Source organism: Pseudomonas sp. SK3(2021), from assembly GCF_016772375.1.
In the GTDB taxonomy this organism is placed as follows: domain Bacteria; phylum Pseudomonadota; class Gammaproteobacteria; order Pseudomonadales; family Pseudomonadaceae; genus Aquipseudomonas; species Aquipseudomonas chlororaphis_I.
The window spans coordinates 4,019,727-4,036,650 of sequence record NZ_CP061943.1; the positions used below are offsets into that span (position 1 = coordinate 4,019,727).

Below are 16,924 nucleotides of genomic sequence, written 5' to 3' on the forward strand. Positions count from 1 at the left end.
GCAAGCCCTGGCACTCGAAGTTGAGTAGCCGAATTAACCGTACAGGCCGCTAGCTGAACTGTTCGCGGTACTGGGTGGGGGTCAGGCCGAGCTTTTCACTGAACAGAAAGCGCATGTGGCGCACGCTGCCGAAGCCGCTTTTGTAGGCCACGGTCTTGAGCGGCAGGTCGCTGCTCTCCAGCAGGTTCCGGGCGCGGTCGATGCGCGCGCTTTGCAGGAATTCCATGGGCGTCATGTTCACTTCCCGGGCGAACACCCGGGCGAAATGGCGCGTGCTCATGTTCGCCAGGCTGGCCATGCGCTCGATGCTGAAGGCTTGGTCCAGGTGTTCGAGCACATGATTCTGCACCCGGGTCACCGGGGTTTCCTGCGGCGCCACCGCGGCCATCAACGGGCTGAACTGCGCCTGCCCGCCCTGGCGCTTCATCACTACCAGCAACACCTTGGCCACGTCCTGGGCGACTTTCTTGCCGTGGTCGCGGGCGACCACCGCCAGTGCCAGGTCGATGCCGGCGGTGACCCCGCCCGAGGTGATCAGGTTGCGGTCCTCGACGAAAATCTGGTCGGTCTCCACCGTCGCTTCGGGGAAGGCCCGGATCAGGCGCTCCGTGTAGTGCCAGTGGGTCGTCACCCGAAACCCGTCGAGCAACCCGGCATGCCCGAGGATGAAGGCCCCGGTGCAGATCGAGCCATAGACGGCCGAGCGGCGCACCGCCCCCGCCAGCCAGCCGAGCAAGGGTGGGTGCTTTTCGTTGTAGGCCCCCGGCCCCCCGGGCACCAGCAGCAGGTCATAACGGTCGCGCGCCTGGTCGAGATGCACGTCGGCCTGGACACTGACGCCGTTGGAAGCGCGCAACGGGCCGTGCTCGGTGCCGATCGTCGAGAGCTGGTAATGGTCCTTCGGCTGCAGATAACGATTGGCGATGGAAAACACCTCCATGGGCCCGGCCATGTCGAGCAGGAGAAAGTCTGGAAACAGCACCATTGCCACGGTTTTCATGGGTAAAGATCACTGATATCAAAGGGTTAAAAGTGTAACGCCAACCCTGGAGATTATGCCCGGACGGCGCGCGATCATCGGACAAGAATACGTGATTCAGCGCACAAGATTGTCAATCTGCAAGGGACAGTATTTCAGTTTCCATCTACTTATTGCATCACAAGGTAAACATTAGCCTTCTCCTCAACCGGACGAATTCCCGTCCCGACAGGAGATTCCCCCATGCTGACCCTTCGCAAAGCCTCTGATCGCGGCGCCGCCAACCACGGTTGGTTGAAGTCCTTCCACACCTTTTCCTTCGCCAACTACCGCAACCCGCGGGAACAGGGTTTTTCCGACCTGCTGGTGATCAACGACGACCGGGTCGCCGCCGGCAAGGGCTTCGGCCAGCACCCGCACCGGGACATGGAGATTTTCTCCTATGTGCTCGAAGGCGCCCTGGAACACAAGGACACCCTGGGCACCGGCTCGGTGATCCGCCCTGGCGACGTGCAACTGATGAGCGCTGGCAGCGGCGTGGCGCACAGCGAGTACAACCACTCGGCCACCCAGCCTGTGCACTTCCTGCAGATCTGGATAGTGCCGGATGTCAGCGGCGCCAAGCCGCGTTACCAGCAAGAGCATTTCGGATTGCCGCAAAAACGCGGCCGCCTGCAACTGATCATCTCCCCCGAGGGGGCCGACGGTTCGCTGCAGGTGCGCCAGGATGCGCGGGTCTATGCCGGGCTGATCGATGGCCAGGAAAGCGCCACCCTGGTGCTCGACGCCAACCGCTACGCCTATGTGCATGTGGCCCGCGGCTCGGTCGAACTCAACGGCCTGCTCTTGCAGGAAGGCGATGGCGTGCGGGTCCGCGAGGAACAGGCGCTGACCTTGAGCAACGGCGCGGATGCCGAAGTGCTGGTGTTCGATCTGCGGGCACGGGAACTGCCCGAGATGCCTTGACCGGCACCGGCCTGGGGGCTTTCGCCCCCGGGCCTGACTGGCAAACGGCCAAGGCCGCGCAAGCGCCTGGGGCAATATCGAGGGGGCATGTCCGCTATCGATAGCGATGATTTCCGCCGCCCGGGCTGCGCCTTGCAGAATCCCCTCCAGCCCATCCCTTTCCACCGCTCACTCATCAAGGACGCCCCCATGTCAGCGCCTACCACCGCGACACGCCCCCTGCGCAATGCAGTCTGGTTGCCTATTTTCGCCGGCCTGTGTGCCAGCCTGGTCAGTATCGGGCTGGCGCGCTTTGCCTATACCCCGCTGATCCCGCAGCTGATCCAGGCCCACTGGTTCGTGCAGGCCGACGTGGTCTATCTCGGCGCCGCCAACCTCGCCGGTTACCTGATCGGCGCGCTGCTCGGCCATCCCCTGGGCAAGCGCCTGACCAATCAGCTGGTGCTGCGGCTGATGCTGGTGATCGCCACCTTGTCGTTCTTCGCCTGTGCCTGGGCCCTGTCCTTCAGCTGGTTCTTCGTCTGGCGCCTGCTCTCGGGGATCGCCGGCGGCGCCATCATGGTGCTGGTGGCGTCCACTGTGCTGCCCCACGTACCGGCGGCGCGCCGAGGCGCGGCCAGCGGCGCGATCTTCCTCGGCATCGGCCTGGGCATCGCCGGCTCCGGCACCCTGGTGCCGGCCCTGCTGCAATGGGGCCTGCGCGACACCTGGCTGGGCCTGGGGCTGGTGGCCGCGGTGCTGACCGCCGCCAGCTGGTTCTGCTGGCCGCAGAGCCCGCCCGCGCCTGCTGTCGCGGTGAAGGCCAGCGAACCGGCCAGCCATGAGGGCCCGGCCTCCGGCCGTGGCCTGCGCCTGCTGTTCGCCCAGTACGCCTTGATGGCCACCGGGCTGGTGCCGGCCATGGTGTTCCTGGTGGACTACGTGGCCCGCGGCCTCGATGCCGGCCCCCATGTGGCGGCGCTGGTGTGGGTGATGTATGGCATCGGCGCGATCGTCGGGCCGATGGTCTACGGCCTGCTCGCCGACCACCTCGGCGCCCGCCGCGGCATCCGCTGGGTGCTGATCGCGCAGGCGCTGGCGGTGGGTGCGTTGAGCATCACCCGCCAGCCGTGGCTGCTGTGCGGGCTGGCGATACTGATCGGTTCGTTCCCACCCGGCATCGTGCCCCTGGCCCTGGCCCGGGTCCACGAACTGAAGCAACACGCCCATGCCCAACAGGTCGCCTGGAGCCGCGCGACCGTGGCCTTCGCCAGCTTCCAGGCGTTGGCCGGGGCCGCCTACTCGCTGATCTTCAATGCCAGCGGCGGGCATCATCGGCCGCTGTTCGTGATCGCCAGCCTGGCGTTGTTGCTGGCCATCGTGCTGGATCTCGCCGCCCGCCGGCTGCGCTAGCGCAGCTCGCCCACCGCCGAGGCGATGGGCGAGCGTTATCACCCCCCCAGCATTGGGCACCCGGACTTGACCGACAGGCCTCGCCACTCACGGCAAGCCTGTTGAAATCTCCTTGTAATCCCTGCAGGCAAGAATAATGTAGCGCCATCCACATTTTTCAGATCTGTCACTCCATGAATAACTGGCTAGCGCCGATCCTCGGATTGCCGACCGCGAACCCAACGGAGCGCATGCGCGCCTGGCCGGCTCTGAAAGCCTCCAGATCCTCTGGCTGGACCAGCCCCGGGACTGCCCGGCCGACGCCCTGGGTTTTGACTTCGATGACGCGGCGTCCAGCCATGTGGGCCAGCGCGTGACCTTCGAAACCCTGCAAGCCAGTTTTGCCCTTCGGCAACCCGGCCTGGATCGTCTCGCGGCCCTGGTGCACGCCCTCGATATCGGCGGCATCCAGCCCGTGGCGGCTGCCGGCATCGAACGGGTACTGGCCGGGCTGCGCGAAACCATCAGCCATGACGACCACCTGCTGGCCGCTGCCAGCACCATCTTCGACGGTCTGCTCGCCGAGTTCGTGAAAGAGGAGCAACCCCATGAGTAAGGTTTGCGAGTCGGCGCTTGAAGCGGATCTGCCGAGACCCCGGCCGGTCGGTGTGCGCGAGGCCTTCTGGTTCTGGCTCAAGCTCGGTTTCATCAGCTTTGGCGGGCCGGCGGGGCAGATTTCGATCATGCACCAGGAACTGGTGGAGCGCCGGCGCTGGATTTCCGAACGGCGCTTCCTGCACGCCCTCAACTACTGCATGTTGCTGCCCGGGCCCGAGGCCCAGCAGTTGGCGACCTACATTGGCTGGCTGATGCATCGGACCCGGGGCGGGGTGATTGCCGGCGCGCTGTTCGTGTTGCCCTCGCTGTTCATCCTGATCGCCTTGTCCTGGCTGTACATTGCCTTCGGCGAAGTACCGGTGGTGGCCGGGTTGTTCTATGGCATCAAGCCCGCGGTGACGGCGATCGTCATACAGGCGGCGCACCGGATCGGCTCGCGGGCCCTGAAGAACCCTTGGCTGTGGGCGATAGCCGCGGCGTCATTCACCGCGATCTTTGCGTTCAATGTGCCGTTTCCGTTGATCGTGCTGGGGGCCGCCTTGATCGGTTACCTCGGCGGTCGCCTGGCACCCGAGAAGTTCAGGACCGGAGGGCATGGCGCGGCCAGGAAATCCTTCGGCCCGGCCTTGATCGATGACGACACCCCCGCCCCTGGGCATGCCCGCTTCAGTTGGCTGAAACTCGCGCTGCTGGCATTCATCGGCGCCCTGTTGTGGGCCTTGCCGATGGCTGCGCTGACCGCGCTCTTCGGCTGGCAAGGCACCTTGACCCAGATGGGCTGGTTCTTCACCAAGGCCGCCTTGCTGACCTTCGGCGGTGCCTATGCCGTGCTGCCGTATGTCTATCAGGGCGCGGTGGGCCACTACGGCTGGCTGACCCCGACCCAGATGATCGACGGCCTGGCCCTGGGGGAAACCACCCCCGGGCCGCTGATCATGGTGGTGGCCTTCGTCGGCTTCGTTGGCGCCTATGTCTCCCAGGTGTTTGGCGCCGACCAGGTGTTTCTGGCCGGTGCGGTCGCGGCGGCGCTGGTCACCTGGTTCACTTTCCTGCCTTCGTTCCTGTTCATCCTCGTCGGCGGCCCGCTGGTGGAATCGACCCACAACGAACTCAAATTCACCGCGCCGCTCACCGGGATCACCGCCGCGGTGGTCGGGGTCATCCTCAACCTGGCGTGTTTCTTCGGCTACCACGTGCTGTGGCCGAATGGCTTCAGCGGCGCCCTCGACTGGCCCTCGGCGCTGATCGCCCTGGCCGCGGCGCTGGCCCTGTTCCGCTTCAAGCGCGGCGTGATCCAGGTGCTGATGGCCTGTGCGCTGGCGGGCCTGGCCGTGCATCTGCTGCGTTAGTGGCCTGTACGGTTAATTCGGCGACTCAAATTCGAGTGCCAGGGCTTGCCAGGCAAGGCGCCATGACCAGTCGTAGCCCGCTACGGCGAGGAATGGCAACGCAGCCTGGCGAGCACTGGCGCCGACCCGCCAACGCTGCGGGCCTCAGCCCTGCCCCTTGAGGAAATGGCGGATCCGGATCTTCACCCCGTCGCTCTGGAAGCGGCGGGCGGCCGCCTCGATCTTCAGCTCGGCGCGGGTCACCCGCTCGTGGTGACGCAGGTGGCCGACCCAGGATTCGTCGAAGAAAACCTCGCACCACAGCCGCGGGTTTTCGCTGTCCTGCAGCAGGCACCAGGAAAACGAACCGTTGCGCTGGCGCATGCGTCGCACCGGGTTCATCGCCTGCTGGAAGGCCTGGGCGTGTTCGGGGGCGATGTCGTATTCCAGGCTGATCATCACCGGGCCGCGCTCCAGGTCCTGGTCGGCGCTGAGCAGCGGTTGCGGCCAGTGCAGCGACGGCGCCAGGTCTTCGGCGCTGCGCTGGGGCAAGCCGACCCGCCAGGTCAGCCCGACCCCGGCCAGCAGCACCGCGGCCGCCGCGCTCAGGGCAAGGCTCATGGACAACAGGCTGGCCACCCAGCCCCAGAGCAACCCGCCCAGGGCCATGCTGCCGAAGAACATCAGGATATATACCGCCAGCGCTCGCGCCCGCACCCAGGCCGGCACCGAGGTCTGGGCCGCCACCTGGAAGCTCGAGAGCACGGCGATCCAGGCACCGCCGCTGATCAGCATCACCGGGATCAACAGATAGAAGTCGCGCAGCCAGGCCAGGGCGAACAGCACCAGGGCGTAGGTCACGCTGGCCAGCGCCACCAGGCGATCCACCGCCAGGTGCTGGCGCAGCCGCGGCAACAGCATCGCCCCCAGCACCGCGCCGAGGCCGACGCTGCCGAGCAACACGCCGAACTGGGTCGCGCTGCCCTGCAACTCGCCACGCACGATCAACGGCAGCAAGGACATGCCGGCGCTGGCGCCAAAGAAGAACGCCAGGGTGCGAATCAGCACCCGTTGCAGCGGATGGGAACCGCGGGCGTAGCGCCAACCCACGCGGATCGCACTGAACAGCCGTTCCGCCGGCAGCACCGCGACCTTCGGCTCGCGCCGCCAGCAGGCGAGCACGGCGATCACCGCAAAGAACGACAGCGCATTCACCGCAAAGGTCGCCCAGGGCCCGGCCAGGCTCACCAGGACCCCGGCGATGGCCGGGCCCACGGCGCGCGCCACGTTGGTCCCGACGCTGCTCAAGGCGATGGCCGCGGGCAATTCGCCGGCGGGCACCAGCTCCGGGGTCAGGGCCGACCAGGCCGGCATCATCAGCGCCGTGCCAATGCCCATGGCCAGGGTCAACAGCAGCAACAGGGGCACCGTCATCAGGCCACTGAGGGTCAGGAACGCCAGGAGCATGGCGACGCTGGCCATCCAGCCCTGCACCAGCAACAGGTAGCGGCGCTTGTCGACGATATCGGCCAGCGCCCCGGCCGGCAGCGCGAGGAAAAACATCGGCGCCGCGGCGGTCACCTGCACCAGCGCCACTGTCATCGGGCTGGCCGACAGCGAGGTCATCAGCCAGCCGGCACCCACCTCATGCATCCAGGTGCCGATGTTCGAGGCGATGCTGGCCAGCCACAGCCCGCGAAACAGGCCATGCCTGAGCGGGCTCCAGGGCGACAGGGCGGCCGTGCTACGGGAGGAATCGGGGGTCTGTTTCATGACGGTCCTTGAGTCGTGGGAACGGTGTGCAGTCCGGGCGTTTTTGCGCTGCCAACGACCACCGGCCGACGCAAGCGGGTTGCGTCGACCGGAGGTCATTGGCGACAGGCTTACTTGACCTGACGCTGCGGCGCCTTGTGCACCATGGTGTAGGCGTAGTCCACGCCCATGCCGTAGGCGCCGCTGTGCTCGCGCACCAGGTCCATCACCGCGTCGTAGGTTGCCTTGTGCGCCCAGTCGCGCTGGAATTCGAGCAGCACTTGCTGCCAGGTCACCGGCACCGCGCCGGCCTGGATCATGCGTTGCACCGACATGTCGTGGGCTTCCTGGGTGGTGCCGCCGGAAGCGTCGGTGACGATGTACACCTCGTAGCCTTCGGCCAGGGCTTCCAGGGCCGGGAAGTTCAGGCAGACCTCGGTCCACAGCGCGGCCATGATCAGTTTCTTGCGCCCGGTGGCCTTCACCGCTTCCACCAGCTTCTTGTCTTCCCAGGAGTTCATCGAGGTGCGCTCGATCGGCTGGTGGTCCGGGAACACGCTGAGCAGTTCCGGCCAGATGTAGCCGCTGAAGCTCTCGGTTTCCACCGAGGTAAAGATCGTCGGCACGTTGAAGATCTTCGCCGCCTTGGCCAGGCCCACGGTGTTGTTCTTCAGGGTCTGGCGGTCGATCGACTGCACGCCGAAGGACATCTGCGGCTGGTGGTCGATCAGGATCAGGGCGGCATTGCTTGGGTTGAGCAGTTCACGGATAGACATGGCGCGTTCCTTTTGATGTCGAGTAGGTTCAAACGTTGATTTACAAAATTCGGTAGCTCGGCGCGGGTTCCGCTGGGGAGGCTTTGTTGCCGGCTTGGTGGCTAATTTAGGGGTCAAAACAAAAAGGGACAATCCAGCAAAATAGAGAATCATTGATTCCAAAACAGGGACAATTCAAAAACTGCCGCAGCGCCCACCGCGAACCGCACCTGCCGCCCGCCTGCCCGCGCAAACGACCGAATGCAGCACAGCCGTACAATCCCCGCGCCCTGTAATAGGCAACCATGCTTCGCCTCGATCCGATGGCCACGCCGAGCGGACGCGGGTTGACCGAAGGCCTGCCGGCAGCTGCCGGAACCGCGGCCAGCCGCGTCCTGGGCCACCCACCTTGACCCGGGAAATAAGCATGCCGCTTGCCTCGAAACACCTCACTGCCCCCGAGCCGCTGCGCATCCGCCTGAAGCCGCTCTGGCTGCTCGCCTTGCTCGGCGGCGGCGCCCCGGCGCTGGCGGCGCAGAGCACGCAAGACAGCCCCGGTTTCCTTGAGGGGGCGAGCCTTGAAGTGCTCAGCCGCAACTTCTACCTCAACAACGACTATCGCTCCCCGACCCCGGCCGGCAAGAGCTACAAGCAGGAATGGGCCCAGGGCTTCATCGCCTCGTTCGAGTCCGGCTTCACCCCCGGCACCCTCGGCGTGGGGGTCGATGCCCACGGCTTCCTCGGTTTGAAACTGGACGGCGGCAAGGGGCATTCCGGGACGGGCCTGTTGCCGCTGGATCATGACGGGCGTAGCGAAGACAGCTACTCCAGCGCCGGCGGCGCGCTGAAGTTCAAGGCTTCGCGGACCACCCTGGCGCTCGGTGAAATGACCGTGGCGACCCCGGTGTTCGACACCGCCGACAAACGCCTGCAACCGGAATACGCCAGCGGCCTGCTGCTCTCCAGCCGTGAGCTCGAGGGGCTCGACCTGCAGGCCGGTCACTTCAACGCCTTCAAGAACCAGGACGCTTCGACCGCCAAGGGCGACTTTTCCGGCTACGGGGCAACCACCCGCCACGCCAGCATCGACTTCATCGGCGCCGACCTGTTCGCCGGCCAGGCGCTGGGCGGCACCCTCTACGCCTCGCAGCTGAGCGACACCTGGCGCCAGTACTACGCCAACCTGCATGCCAGCCTTGGCCCGCTGTTCCTCGACGGCAACCTGTACCGTACCCGCGACCAGGGCCAGGCCGCGGCCGGCGCCATCGACACCACGGCCTACAGCCTCAGCGGCAAGTACCGGATCGAGGCCCAGGCGTTCACCCTGGCCTATCAGAAAATCCACGGCGACACGCCCTTCGACTTCGTCGGCGGCGACTCCATCTACCTCGCCAACTCGATCAAGTACGCCGACTTCAACGGCCCCGGCGAACGCTCCTGGCAGGCGCGCTACGACCTCGACCTGGGCGCCCTGGGCATCCCCGGCCTGAGCTTCATGGCCCGCTATGTGAGCGGCCGCGGCATCGACGGCAGCCACGCGCCCCAGGGCGGCGCCTACAACCCCTTCGACAGCGCCAGCGGCACCTACAGCCCGCAACAGGGTCGGGGCGGACGTCACTGGGAACGCGACCTGGACCTGCACTACATCGTGCAATCGGGCCCGGCCAAGGACCTGTCGCTGCAACTGTCCCACGTCAGCCACCGGGCCAACACCGCCCAGGCCGGCGACGACATCGACAGGCTGTACATCGTCATCCAGTACCCGCTCAAGCTCGGGCCGTTCTGATCCTGCGCGGCGGGCCGGGCCTGCTCGCGCCCCGCGCCGGGGTGGCCCGATGGCATCGGCCAAATCGCCGCTAACCCAAGGCACGGGCCACCTGCGTTTCAGGCACCGTCGCGTCCCGCAACACCCGCGCCAGCAAGGCGCCGGGCTGGGCGCCCGAGACCCGGGTGTCGCCGATGCGAAAGGCCGGCAACACCCCGCCCGACCAGTGCGCGGCATCGCGCTGGTGGCGCTGCAACGCGGCCAGTCCTTCACCACTGCGCAGGTAGTCGAGCAAGCGCTCCTGCTCGCGCTTGCCGTCCCCGCCCAGTTCCGCGAGCACCCGCGCATCGCCGATATCCCGGCCCTCGCAGAAATAGGCACGGAAGATCCGCGCGAACAGCGCGGCGCAATCGCCAGCGCGGGCAGCACGCTCGAGCATCAGGCTGTGCGCCGGGTCGCTGTCGACCAGGCGCTCGATTCGCTCGAAGGCAAAACGCAGCCCCAGCGCCCGGCCGGCCCGGCTGATCTGCGCTTCGAACAACCGGCTGCGTGCCAGGCTGCCGAACCGGCGCCGGGCATACTCGCCCTGCTCGATGCCGCTGGCGGGAAGATCGAACGCGCAGCGGCTCGGCACATAGACGATCGACCATGGCCGGTGCGCGGCCGCCATGGCCTGGCGCAGGTTCAGCTCGCCGATCCAGCACCAGGGATTGATGAAGTCGTACGCCAGATGAATGACGTTACCCATAGCGACCACCTTGCTTCTACCCATGATGGCCAGACTCTAGGCGCGCACCTGCCGGACGAGTAGCCACAGGGCGCGCAACGCTGTCTTGCTCAAGACCCGAGCGAGGCTCAGGCGGCGAGGATTTCCTCGAGGAACTCGATAAACACATTGATGCGGCTGGAGCCACGGTGGTTGGGCAGGTACAGCGCGTTGATGCAGGTGCTGGCGGTGCCGGGATTGACCTCGTACTGCTCCAGCACGCGGGTCAGGCGACCCTGGCCGACATCGTCGCGCACCAGCCAGTCGGCCAGCAGCGCCACGCCGCCACCGGCCAGCGCCGCCTCGCGCAGGATGTCGGCGTTGTTGCTCTGCAAGCGCCCCTGCACACCCAGGCGCTGGGGCTCTTCGTCGCCCTGGAAGGTCCAGTCCTGGTGCACGCCGCCATAGTCGAAGCGCAGGCACTGGTGTTGCAGCAGGTCGCTCGGCTGGCGCGGCAGGCCGGTGCGTGCCAGGTAGTCGGGGCTGGCCACGACCCAACGCTGGAAGCCGCCGACCTTCTTGCTGACGATGTCATCGCTGACCACCGAGGAACCGAGGCGCACCGAGACATCGATGCGCTCGCTGATCAGGTCGCTGACCCGGTCGCTCAACGACAGGCTGATCTCCAGGCCAGGATGGCGTTCGAGCAGGCGCCCCAGGTGCGGGGCGATGATGCGCCGGCCGAACTCCACCGGAACGCTGGCCCGCAGGTGCCCCTGGGCCTCGCTGCCACGGTCGGCGACGCTGGCGTCGGCTTCGTCGATGGCCTCGAGAATCGCCACGGCCTTGTCGAAATAGGCCTGCCCGGCGAGCGTCACACTGGTGTTGCGCGTGGTGCGATTGAGCAGGCTGGCGCCCAGCTCGCTTTCCAGCCCCGCCACCTGCCGCGTCACCGAAGACGTCGACAGGCCGAGCTTGCGCGCCGCCGATGAATAGCCGCCACAGCGCACGGTTTCAACGAACATCTTCAACGCCAGCAACTTGTCCATAAGCCGATTCCGCGAGCGAAAAAATCAAGCCAGGGACTATGCCTGAGCACGCACCGAGTGTCTTGTACGGTTGTGCTCAAGCACCGTGGCCTGCGCGTGCACCTTCGCCCCGGATCCTCAGCCCTGGCGGTAGTGACGGAGCAGAAACAGCAGCAGCGCCAAGCCAGGGACCGCGGCAATCGAGGTCGCCGACAGGCTCCACCCCACCTGTTCATACAGCGGGCTGGCCACCAGCGAACCCAGGGCGCCGCCGACGAAGATGCTGGTCATGTACACCGCGTTCAGGCGCGCCCGGCTGTGCGGGTCGATGGCGTACACCTCACGCTGGCCCAGCACCATGTTCAACTGCACGGCAAAATCCAGCAGCACCGCACACACCACCAGCCACAGGTAGCCACTGCCCGGCAGCGCACCTATCAACAAGGACAGCGGCGCCAGCAGCAAGGCCACGAGAGTGCCGCGCTGGCCGTGCCCGGCGTCGGCCAGCCGGCCGGCAATCGGCGCCGCGATCGCCCCCACCGCGCCCACCAGGGCGAACACCGCGACCTGCGCCTGGCTGAAGCCGTGCTGGCGAATCAGCTCGATCGGCACGATGGTCCAGAACAGGCTGAAGCTGGCGAACAACAAGCCCTGGTACAAGGAGCGCTCACGCAGGCCGGCATGACGGCGCGCAAGGGCGAAGACCGAGCCGATCAACTCGCCATAGGAGGACTGATGCGTCGGCATGCGCCGTGGCAGGGCAACGGCCATCACGCAGGCGATCAGCGCCATCAGGCCCGCGGCGCTGAAGAACACCCCGCGCCAGCCGAACGCCTGGGCCAGCAGGCTCGACAGCGGACGCGACAACAGAATGCCCAGCAGCAGCCCGCTCATGATGTTGCCGACCACCCGCCCGCGGCTTTCCTCGGGCGCCATGTGCGCGGCCAACGGCACCAGAATCTGCACCGCCACCGACGTCAGGCCGATGAGCAGCGACAGCGCCAGGAACAGCGAAGGCGACTCAGTAAAACCCGCGGCGATCAGGCACAGGCTCACGGCGAGCGTGAACCCCACCACCAGGCGGCGGTTTTCCATCAGGTCGGCCAGGGGCACCAACAGCAGCAGGCCCGCGGCGTAGCCGAGCTGGGTCAGCGAGACAATCAGGCTGGCATGGGCGCTCGACAGGCCGATCTGCGGAGCGATCAGCTCGACGATCGGCTGGGCGTAGTAAAGGTTGGCGACGACCGCGCCACAACAGAAGGCCAGCAAGGCCACCAGGGCGCCAGAGAGGGTGGCGGACCGCTCGCCCTTCGCCGCCGTGTTGGCCGTCGTTGCAAAGTTGCCGGTAGGCATGATGAAACCTCGTTCGCGTGGAGAAAAGTTTCGCCAAGGCTAGGCGCGACGCTCGATCGGGAGAACCCACCGCCGGGGCAATTGAGCGATGCGCATCACGCAACGATCCCGGCGTTGCCGATGGCGCAAAAGGTCTTTGCGCGGATTGCCGATACCGCCGTCCCTAGCCCTTCTCTACCCTTGGGCACTGGCCACGGGGCGGTCCGTCACCGCTCTCCTCAACGGCTCAAGGAGACTTCCATGACCTCGACTGCATCACTGTCCGCCCGCGCGGATTCCACGGACCAATGAAGGGTGACCCGATGAACGCCAGGCAGTGGTGGCTGGGTGCGGTGGTTCTCGCCACGGCAGGCGCGATAGGCGCCGCGCTGTCGATGTGGCGCCCGGCGATCGCACCGGCCACGGCGCCACAACGCTTCGATGCCGCCCAGGTACAACGCGGCGCGCGGGTCGCCGAAGCCGGCGATTGCGCGGTGTGCCATACCCGCCCCGGCGGCCGCTACCTGGCCGGCGGGCTGGCGCTGGTGACGCCCTTCGGCACGCTCTACAGCACCAACATCACCCCGGACGCCGAGACCGGGATTGGCCAATGGTCATTGCCGGCCTTCGAGCGGGCGATGCGCGAAGGGGTCGCCCGCGACGGGCACTGGCTGTATCCGGCCTTCCCTTACGCCTACTACCGGCGCATGACGGACGGCGACATCGCGGACCTCTACGCCTATCTGATGAGCGGCCCCGCCGTGCATTCGCCGGCGCTGCCCAACCGGATGAATTTCCCGATGAACATCCGGCCGCTGGTGTCGTTCTGGAACCTGCTGTTCCTGCACGCGCAACCCTTGGCGCCCGTGGCGCAGCAACCTGCAACCTGGAACCGTGGCCGCTATCTGGTCGAAGGCCCCGGCCACTGCGCCGGCTGCCATTCTCCGCTCAACCCGCTGGGCGCCGAGCAGTCCGCCCAGCATCTTGCCGGCGGCAGGGTGGACGGTTGGCAGGCGCCGTCCCTGCTGGGCCTGGCCGACCGGGCCACGCCATGGAGCCGCGAGCAACTGGCGGGCTACCTGCGGGCTGAAGTGGTCGAGGGCCATGGCACCGCCGCCGGGCCGATGCGACCGGTCAGCCTCAGCCTGGGCAACATGCCGGCCAGCGACGCCGAGGCGATTGCCGACTACCTGCTGAGCCTCAAGGGCCCCGCTCCCGCCGCACCCGCTTCAGCCACCGCGCGCCCCACCGAGGTGGTCGCGCAGGCGCCCGGCGAGCCGCTGTTCCAGAGCACCTGCGCCGGTTGCCATGGCCCGGCCGCGCCGATGCGCCAGATCGATGGGCGCCCGGCCCTGGAGCGGACATCGGCACTGCAGGCGGCGAGCGCGCGCAACTTTCTCAAGACCGTGCTCGAAGGCGTGCCCGCCACCCCGGGGCTGCCCGGCCCGGTCATGCCGCCCTTCGCCGCCAGCCTGGACAACCGGCAGCTGGCGGCGCTGGCAAGCTTCCTGCGCGAGCAGGCCAGCCCGGGCCAGCCGTGGGCCGACCTTTCCTCCACCCTTCACGAGTTACGCCAGGAGGCGCAATGACCCACATGACCCTCAACGTCAACGGCGCGCCCCATGCGCTGGAGCTGGAGCCCGACATGCCGTTGCTGTATGCCCTGCGCAATCACCTGGGGCTCAACGGCGCCAAGTACGGTTGCGGCCTGGGACAGTGCGGGGCCTGCACGGTGCTGGTGGATGACCAGCCCGTCTTCTCCTGCCTGACGCCCTGCGGCGGCCTGGAAGGCAAGGCCATCCGCACGGTGGAGAGCCTGGGCACGGCGGAGCGTCCGGGGCCGTTGCAAAAAGCCTTTATCGAGACCCAGGCCGCCCAGTGCGGCTACTGCATCGCCGGCATGCTGATGCGCGCCCAGGCCTTGCTGGAGCGCGACCCTCATCCGGACGAAGCCACCATTCGCGAGCATATGGCGAGCAACCTGTGCCGTTGCGGCACCCACCTGCGAATCATCGACGCCATCGGCCGCGTGGCTAGGCAAGAACGGAGCGCCCCATGACCCGGCACCATGAAGTCGATCAGGGGCGCCGCGCGTTCCTGCGGGGTGGCGCGCTGGTGCTGGCGTTCACCCTGGTCCCGGCGGCGCGCCAGGCACTGGCCGACAGCGAAGTCGATACCCTCGGCACCGTGGTGCTGGCGCCCGATCTCCCGGGCAGCCTGCGCACCAACCCCTACCTCGATGCCTGGATCCGCGTCGCCGCCGAAGGCGTCACCGTCTACACCGGCAAGGTCGAATTGGGGACGGGGGTGAAAACCGCGCTGTTGCAGATTGCCGCCGAACGCCTGGACCTCGCGCCCGGCGCGATCACCCTGCTTACCGCGGACACCGCGCTGACGCCCAACGAAGGTTATACCGCCGGCAGCCACAGCATTTTCGACAGCGGCACGGCCCTGTTCAACGCCGCGGCCCAGGTCCGGCAATTGCTGCTGGAGTCGGCCGCGCGCAGCTGGGCCGTCGACGCCGCGCTGCTGACGACGCACGAGGGCCTGATCCAGGGCCCGGCCGGGCAACGCATGCCCTATGCCGAGGCCGTCAAGGGCGTGGACCTGCACCACTATGCGCAGGCGCAATCGCCCTCGATGCCGCCGTCCGCGTTCAAGCTGATCGGCCATTCGCTGCCGCGCCTGGACATCCCGGCCAAGGTCAGTGGCGGCGCCGCGTTCATCCAGGACCTGCGCCTGCCGGGCATGCTGCATGCCCGGGTGATCCGCCCGCCCCGCCCTGGCTGCACCCTGGAAGCCTTCGATGGCGAGGCGATCAAGGCCCTGCCCGGCGTGGTGCGAGTGGTGCGCGACGGCAACTACCTGGCGGTGGTCGCCCGGGATGAGTGGCAAGCCATCAAGGCGATGCGCAGCGGCTATGAGCAGGCCCGCTGGAGCGCTGGAGAGGCGATCCCCGAAGCGCGGGACATCCACGCGCTACTGACCCGCCTGCCCGCGCGCCGCTACCCGATCAGCCATGAAGGCAACCCGGCACCCGGTGCCAGCACCCGCTATCGCGCGCGGTTCAGCAAGCAGTACTTGATGCACGGTTCCATCGGCCCGTCCTGCGCCGTGGCCTGGCTCCAGGACGGCGTGCTCACGGTCTGGACCCATACCCAGGGGGTCTACCCGCTGCGCGCGGGGATCGCCGAGATGGTCGGGCTGGCGCCGGAGCGGGTGCGCTGCATCCATACCGAGGGCTCCGGGTGCTACGGCCACAACGGCGCGGACGACGCGGCGGCCGATGCCGCGTTGATCGCGATGCGGCTCGCCGGCACGCCGGTGCGGGTGCAATGGATGCGCGAGCAGGAAAACCTCTGGGAGCCCTACAGCAGCGCCATGCTCACCGAGGTCCAGGCCAGCCTCGACGCCCAGGGCCGATTGCAGGACTGGGCCTATGAGCTGTGGACCACGCCGCACAACGAACGCATCGTCAATGCCGGCCGCTTGATGCCCGCGCGGCTGTTGGCCCGGCCGTTCGTCTCCGCGCCGTCGATCCCCATCGCCCAGCCCGAAGGGGATGGCGATCGCAACGCCGTGCCGCTGTACAGCCTGGCGTCCACCCGCATCGACATGAACTTCGTCACCCGCATGCCGTTTCGTACCTCCGCCATGCGCTCGCTGGGGGCCCACATCAATATCTTCGCCATCGAGGCCTGCATCGATGAACTGGCCGCCCGGGCCGGCGCCGACCCGGTGGCCCTGCGCCTCGCCCACCTGAGCGACCCGCGGGCACGGGCAGTGGTCGAACGGGTGCGGGACGCCAGCGGCTGGCCGCACAAGGGCAGTGAGCCAGGCTCAGGCATTGGCTTCGCCTTTGCCCGCTACAAAAACATCATGGGCTACTGCGCCATCGCCGTCCTGCTGCGGGTGCATCCGCAGACCGGCGAGGTCCAGCTCGATCGCGTGGTCACGGCGGTGGACGTGGGCCAGATCGTCAACCCCGATGGCCTGCGCAACCAGGTGGAAGGCGGCATCGTGCAGTCCGCCAGCTGGACCCTGTTCGAAAAGGTCGGCTACGACCCGGGCGGCGTGCGCAGCTACGACTGGAGCGGTTATCCGATCCTGCGGTTTACGCAGTTGCCCAGGCAGGTCGAGGTGCATCTGCTCGATCAGCCGGGACAGCCGTTCCTCGGCGCTGCCGAGATCGTCCAGGGCCCCATGGCCGCCGCCATCGGCAATGCCGTGGCCAATGCCACCGGCCGGCGCTGGCTGAACCTGCCCCTGACCCGTTCCGAGCAGCCGGCCTAGCCTGGAATCCAGCCGCCGCATCGGCGGCGGT

At 67.4% G+C, this 16,924-nt stretch carries 13 protein-coding genes and 1 pseudogene; 8 read left to right on the plus strand and 6 right to left on the minus strand.

Annotation, left to right across the window (positions count from 1 at the left end):
- Positions 1–49: 49 nt before the first annotated feature.
- Positions 50–1,000, minus strand: coding sequence for a GlxA family transcriptional regulator (locus IF690_RS17620; RefSeq protein WP_202696701.1), 951 nt, complete (start codon positions 998–1,000; stop codon positions 50–52).
- A 222-nt stretch (positions 1,001–1,222) separates the two neighbouring features.
- Here IF690_RS17620 and IF690_RS17625 point away from each other — a divergent pair, with 222 nt between their 5' ends.
- The 4 genes and pseudogenes from IF690_RS17625 (at position 1,223) to chrA (ending at position 5,283) form a co-directional block, all read left to right on the plus strand.
- Complete coding sequence (locus IF690_RS17625; RefSeq protein WP_202696702.1) at positions 1,223–1,945, plus strand: pirin family protein; 723 nt, start codon at positions 1,223–1,225, stop codon at positions 1,943–1,945.
- Between the two features lie 189 nt (positions 1,946–2,134).
- Positions 2,135–3,337: a YbfB/YjiJ family MFS transporter gene (locus IF690_RS17630; protein WP_202696703.1), complete on the plus strand. Its 1,203-nt coding sequence runs from the start codon at positions 2,135–2,137 to the stop codon at positions 3,335–3,337.
- Between the two features lie 259 nt (positions 3,338–3,596).
- A pseudogene (locus tag IF690_RS17635) lies at positions 3,597–3,932 on the plus strand (chromate resistance protein ChrB domain-containing protein); the annotation flags it as partial.
- On the plus strand, positions 3,925–5,283 hold the full coding sequence (chrA, locus tag IF690_RS17640) for a chromate efflux transporter (RefSeq protein ID WP_202696704.1): 1,359 nt from the start codon (positions 3,925–3,927) through the stop codon (positions 5,281–5,283). The pseudogene IF690_RS17635 and the gene chrA, both read left to right, overlap by 8 nt.
- Before the next feature lie 144 nt (positions 5,284–5,427).
- On the opposite strand, the gene IF690_RS17645 is transcribed toward chrA, so the two are convergent.
- Together IF690_RS17645 and IF690_RS17650 are read right to left on the minus strand one after the other, a co-directional pair.
- Positions 5,428–7,035 carry an MFS transporter gene (locus tag IF690_RS17645; RefSeq protein ID WP_202696705.1) on the minus strand — a complete coding sequence of 536 codons (1,608 nt, stop codon included), beginning with the start codon at positions 7,033–7,035 and terminating at the stop codon, positions 5,428–5,430.
- 110 nt (positions 7,036–7,145) lie between these two features.
- The gene (locus IF690_RS17650; RefSeq protein ID WP_202696706.1) at positions 7,146–7,790 is read right to left on the minus strand and encodes a hydrolase; all 645 of its coding nucleotides are present in this window, start codon (positions 7,788–7,790) and stop codon (positions 7,146–7,148) included.
- A gap of 406 nt (positions 7,791–8,196) precedes the next feature.
- On the opposite strand from IF690_RS17650, the gene IF690_RS17655 reads away from it, so the two are divergent.
- A complete protein-coding gene (locus IF690_RS17655; protein WP_202696707.1) occupies positions 8,197–9,555 on the plus strand; it encodes an OprD family porin in 1,359 nt (452 codons plus the stop codon).
- A 70-nt stretch (positions 9,556–9,625) separates the two neighbouring features.
- On the opposite strand, the gene IF690_RS17660 is transcribed toward IF690_RS17655, so the two are convergent.
- The 3 genes from IF690_RS17660 to IF690_RS17670 form a co-directional block, all read right to left on the minus strand.
- On the minus strand, positions 9,626–10,282 hold the full coding sequence (locus IF690_RS17660) for a DsbA family protein (protein ID WP_202696708.1): 657 nt from the start codon (positions 10,280–10,282) through the stop codon (positions 9,626–9,628).
- Positions 10,283–10,389: 107 nt separating this feature from the next.
- Positions 10,390–11,289 carry a LysR family transcriptional regulator gene (locus IF690_RS17665; RefSeq protein WP_202696709.1) on the minus strand — a complete coding sequence of 300 codons (900 nt, stop codon included), beginning with the start codon at positions 11,287–11,289 and terminating at the stop codon, positions 10,390–10,392.
- 117 nt (positions 11,290–11,406) lie between these two features.
- Positions 11,407–12,621, minus strand: a complete 1,215-nt coding sequence (locus tag IF690_RS17670; protein WP_202696710.1) for an MFS transporter — start codon at positions 12,619–12,621, stop codon at positions 11,407–11,409.
- A 302-nt stretch (positions 12,622–12,923) separates the two neighbouring features.
- On the opposite strand from IF690_RS17670, the gene IF690_RS17675 reads away from it, so the two are divergent.
- From IF690_RS17675 to IF690_RS17685, 3 genes are read left to right on the plus strand one after another with little or no spacing between them, the layout of a single operon-like run.
- Positions 12,924–14,189, plus strand: a complete 1,266-nt coding sequence (locus IF690_RS17675; protein WP_202696711.1) for a c-type cytochrome — start codon at positions 12,924–12,926, stop codon at positions 14,187–14,189.
- Complete coding sequence (locus IF690_RS17680; protein WP_202696712.1) at positions 14,186–14,659, plus strand: (2Fe-2S)-binding protein; 474 nt, start codon at positions 14,186–14,188, stop codon at positions 14,657–14,659. Before IF690_RS17675 ends, IF690_RS17680 begins: the two co-directional genes overlap by 4 nt.
- Positions 14,656–16,893: a xanthine dehydrogenase family protein molybdopterin-binding subunit gene (locus tag IF690_RS17685; protein WP_202696713.1), complete on the plus strand. Its 2,238-nt coding sequence runs from the start codon at positions 14,656–14,658 to the stop codon at positions 16,891–16,893. Before IF690_RS17680 ends, IF690_RS17685 begins: the two co-directional genes overlap by 4 nt.
- Positions 16,894–16,924 lie beyond the last annotated feature (31 nt).

What these genes read in the sequence shown, in the direction of transcription:
- IF690_RS17620 (WP_202696701.1), bottom strand. Translation starts at nt 1,000, where the DNA reads ATGAAAACCGTGGCAATGGTGCTGTTTCCAGACTTTCTCCTGCTCGAC.
- IF690_RS17625 (WP_202696702.1), top strand. Translation starts at nt 1,223, where the DNA reads ATGCTGACCCTTCGCAAAGCCTCTGATCGCGGCGCCGCCAACCACGGT.
- IF690_RS17630 (WP_202696703.1), top strand. Translation starts at nt 2,135, where the DNA reads ATGTCAGCGCCTACCACCGCGACACGCCCCCTGCGCAATGCAGTCTGG.
- chrA (WP_202696704.1), top strand. Translation starts at nt 3,925, where the DNA reads ATGAGTAAGGTTTGCGAGTCGGCGCTTGAAGCGGATCTGCCGAGACCC.
- IF690_RS17645 (WP_202696705.1), bottom strand. Translation starts at nt 7,035, where the DNA reads ATGAAACAGACCCCCGATTCCTCCCGTAGCACGGCCGCCCTGTCGCCC.
- IF690_RS17650 (WP_202696706.1), bottom strand. Translation starts at nt 7,790, where the DNA reads ATGTCTATCCGTGAACTGCTCAACCCAAGCAATGCCGCCCTGATCCTG.
- IF690_RS17655 (WP_202696707.1), top strand. Translation starts at nt 8,197, where the DNA reads ATGCCGCTTGCCTCGAAACACCTCACTGCCCCCGAGCCGCTGCGCATC.
- IF690_RS17660 (WP_202696708.1), bottom strand. Translation starts at nt 10,282, where the DNA reads ATGGGTAACGTCATTCATCTGGCGTACGACTTCATCAATCCCTGGTGC.
- IF690_RS17665 (WP_202696709.1), bottom strand. Translation starts at nt 11,289, where the DNA reads ATGGACAAGTTGCTGGCGTTGAAGATGTTCGTTGAAACCGTGCGCTGT.
- IF690_RS17670 (WP_202696710.1), bottom strand. Translation starts at nt 12,621, where the DNA reads ATGCCTACCGGCAACTTTGCAACGACGGCCAACACGGCGGCGAAGGGC.
- IF690_RS17675 (WP_202696711.1), top strand. Translation starts at nt 12,924, where the DNA reads ATGAACGCCAGGCAGTGGTGGCTGGGTGCGGTGGTTCTCGCCACGGCA.
- IF690_RS17680 (WP_202696712.1), top strand. Translation starts at nt 14,186, where the DNA reads ATGACCCACATGACCCTCAACGTCAACGGCGCGCCCCATGCGCTGGAG.
- IF690_RS17685 (WP_202696713.1), top strand. Translation starts at nt 14,656, where the DNA reads ATGACCCGGCACCATGAAGTCGATCAGGGGCGCCGCGCGTTCCTGCGG.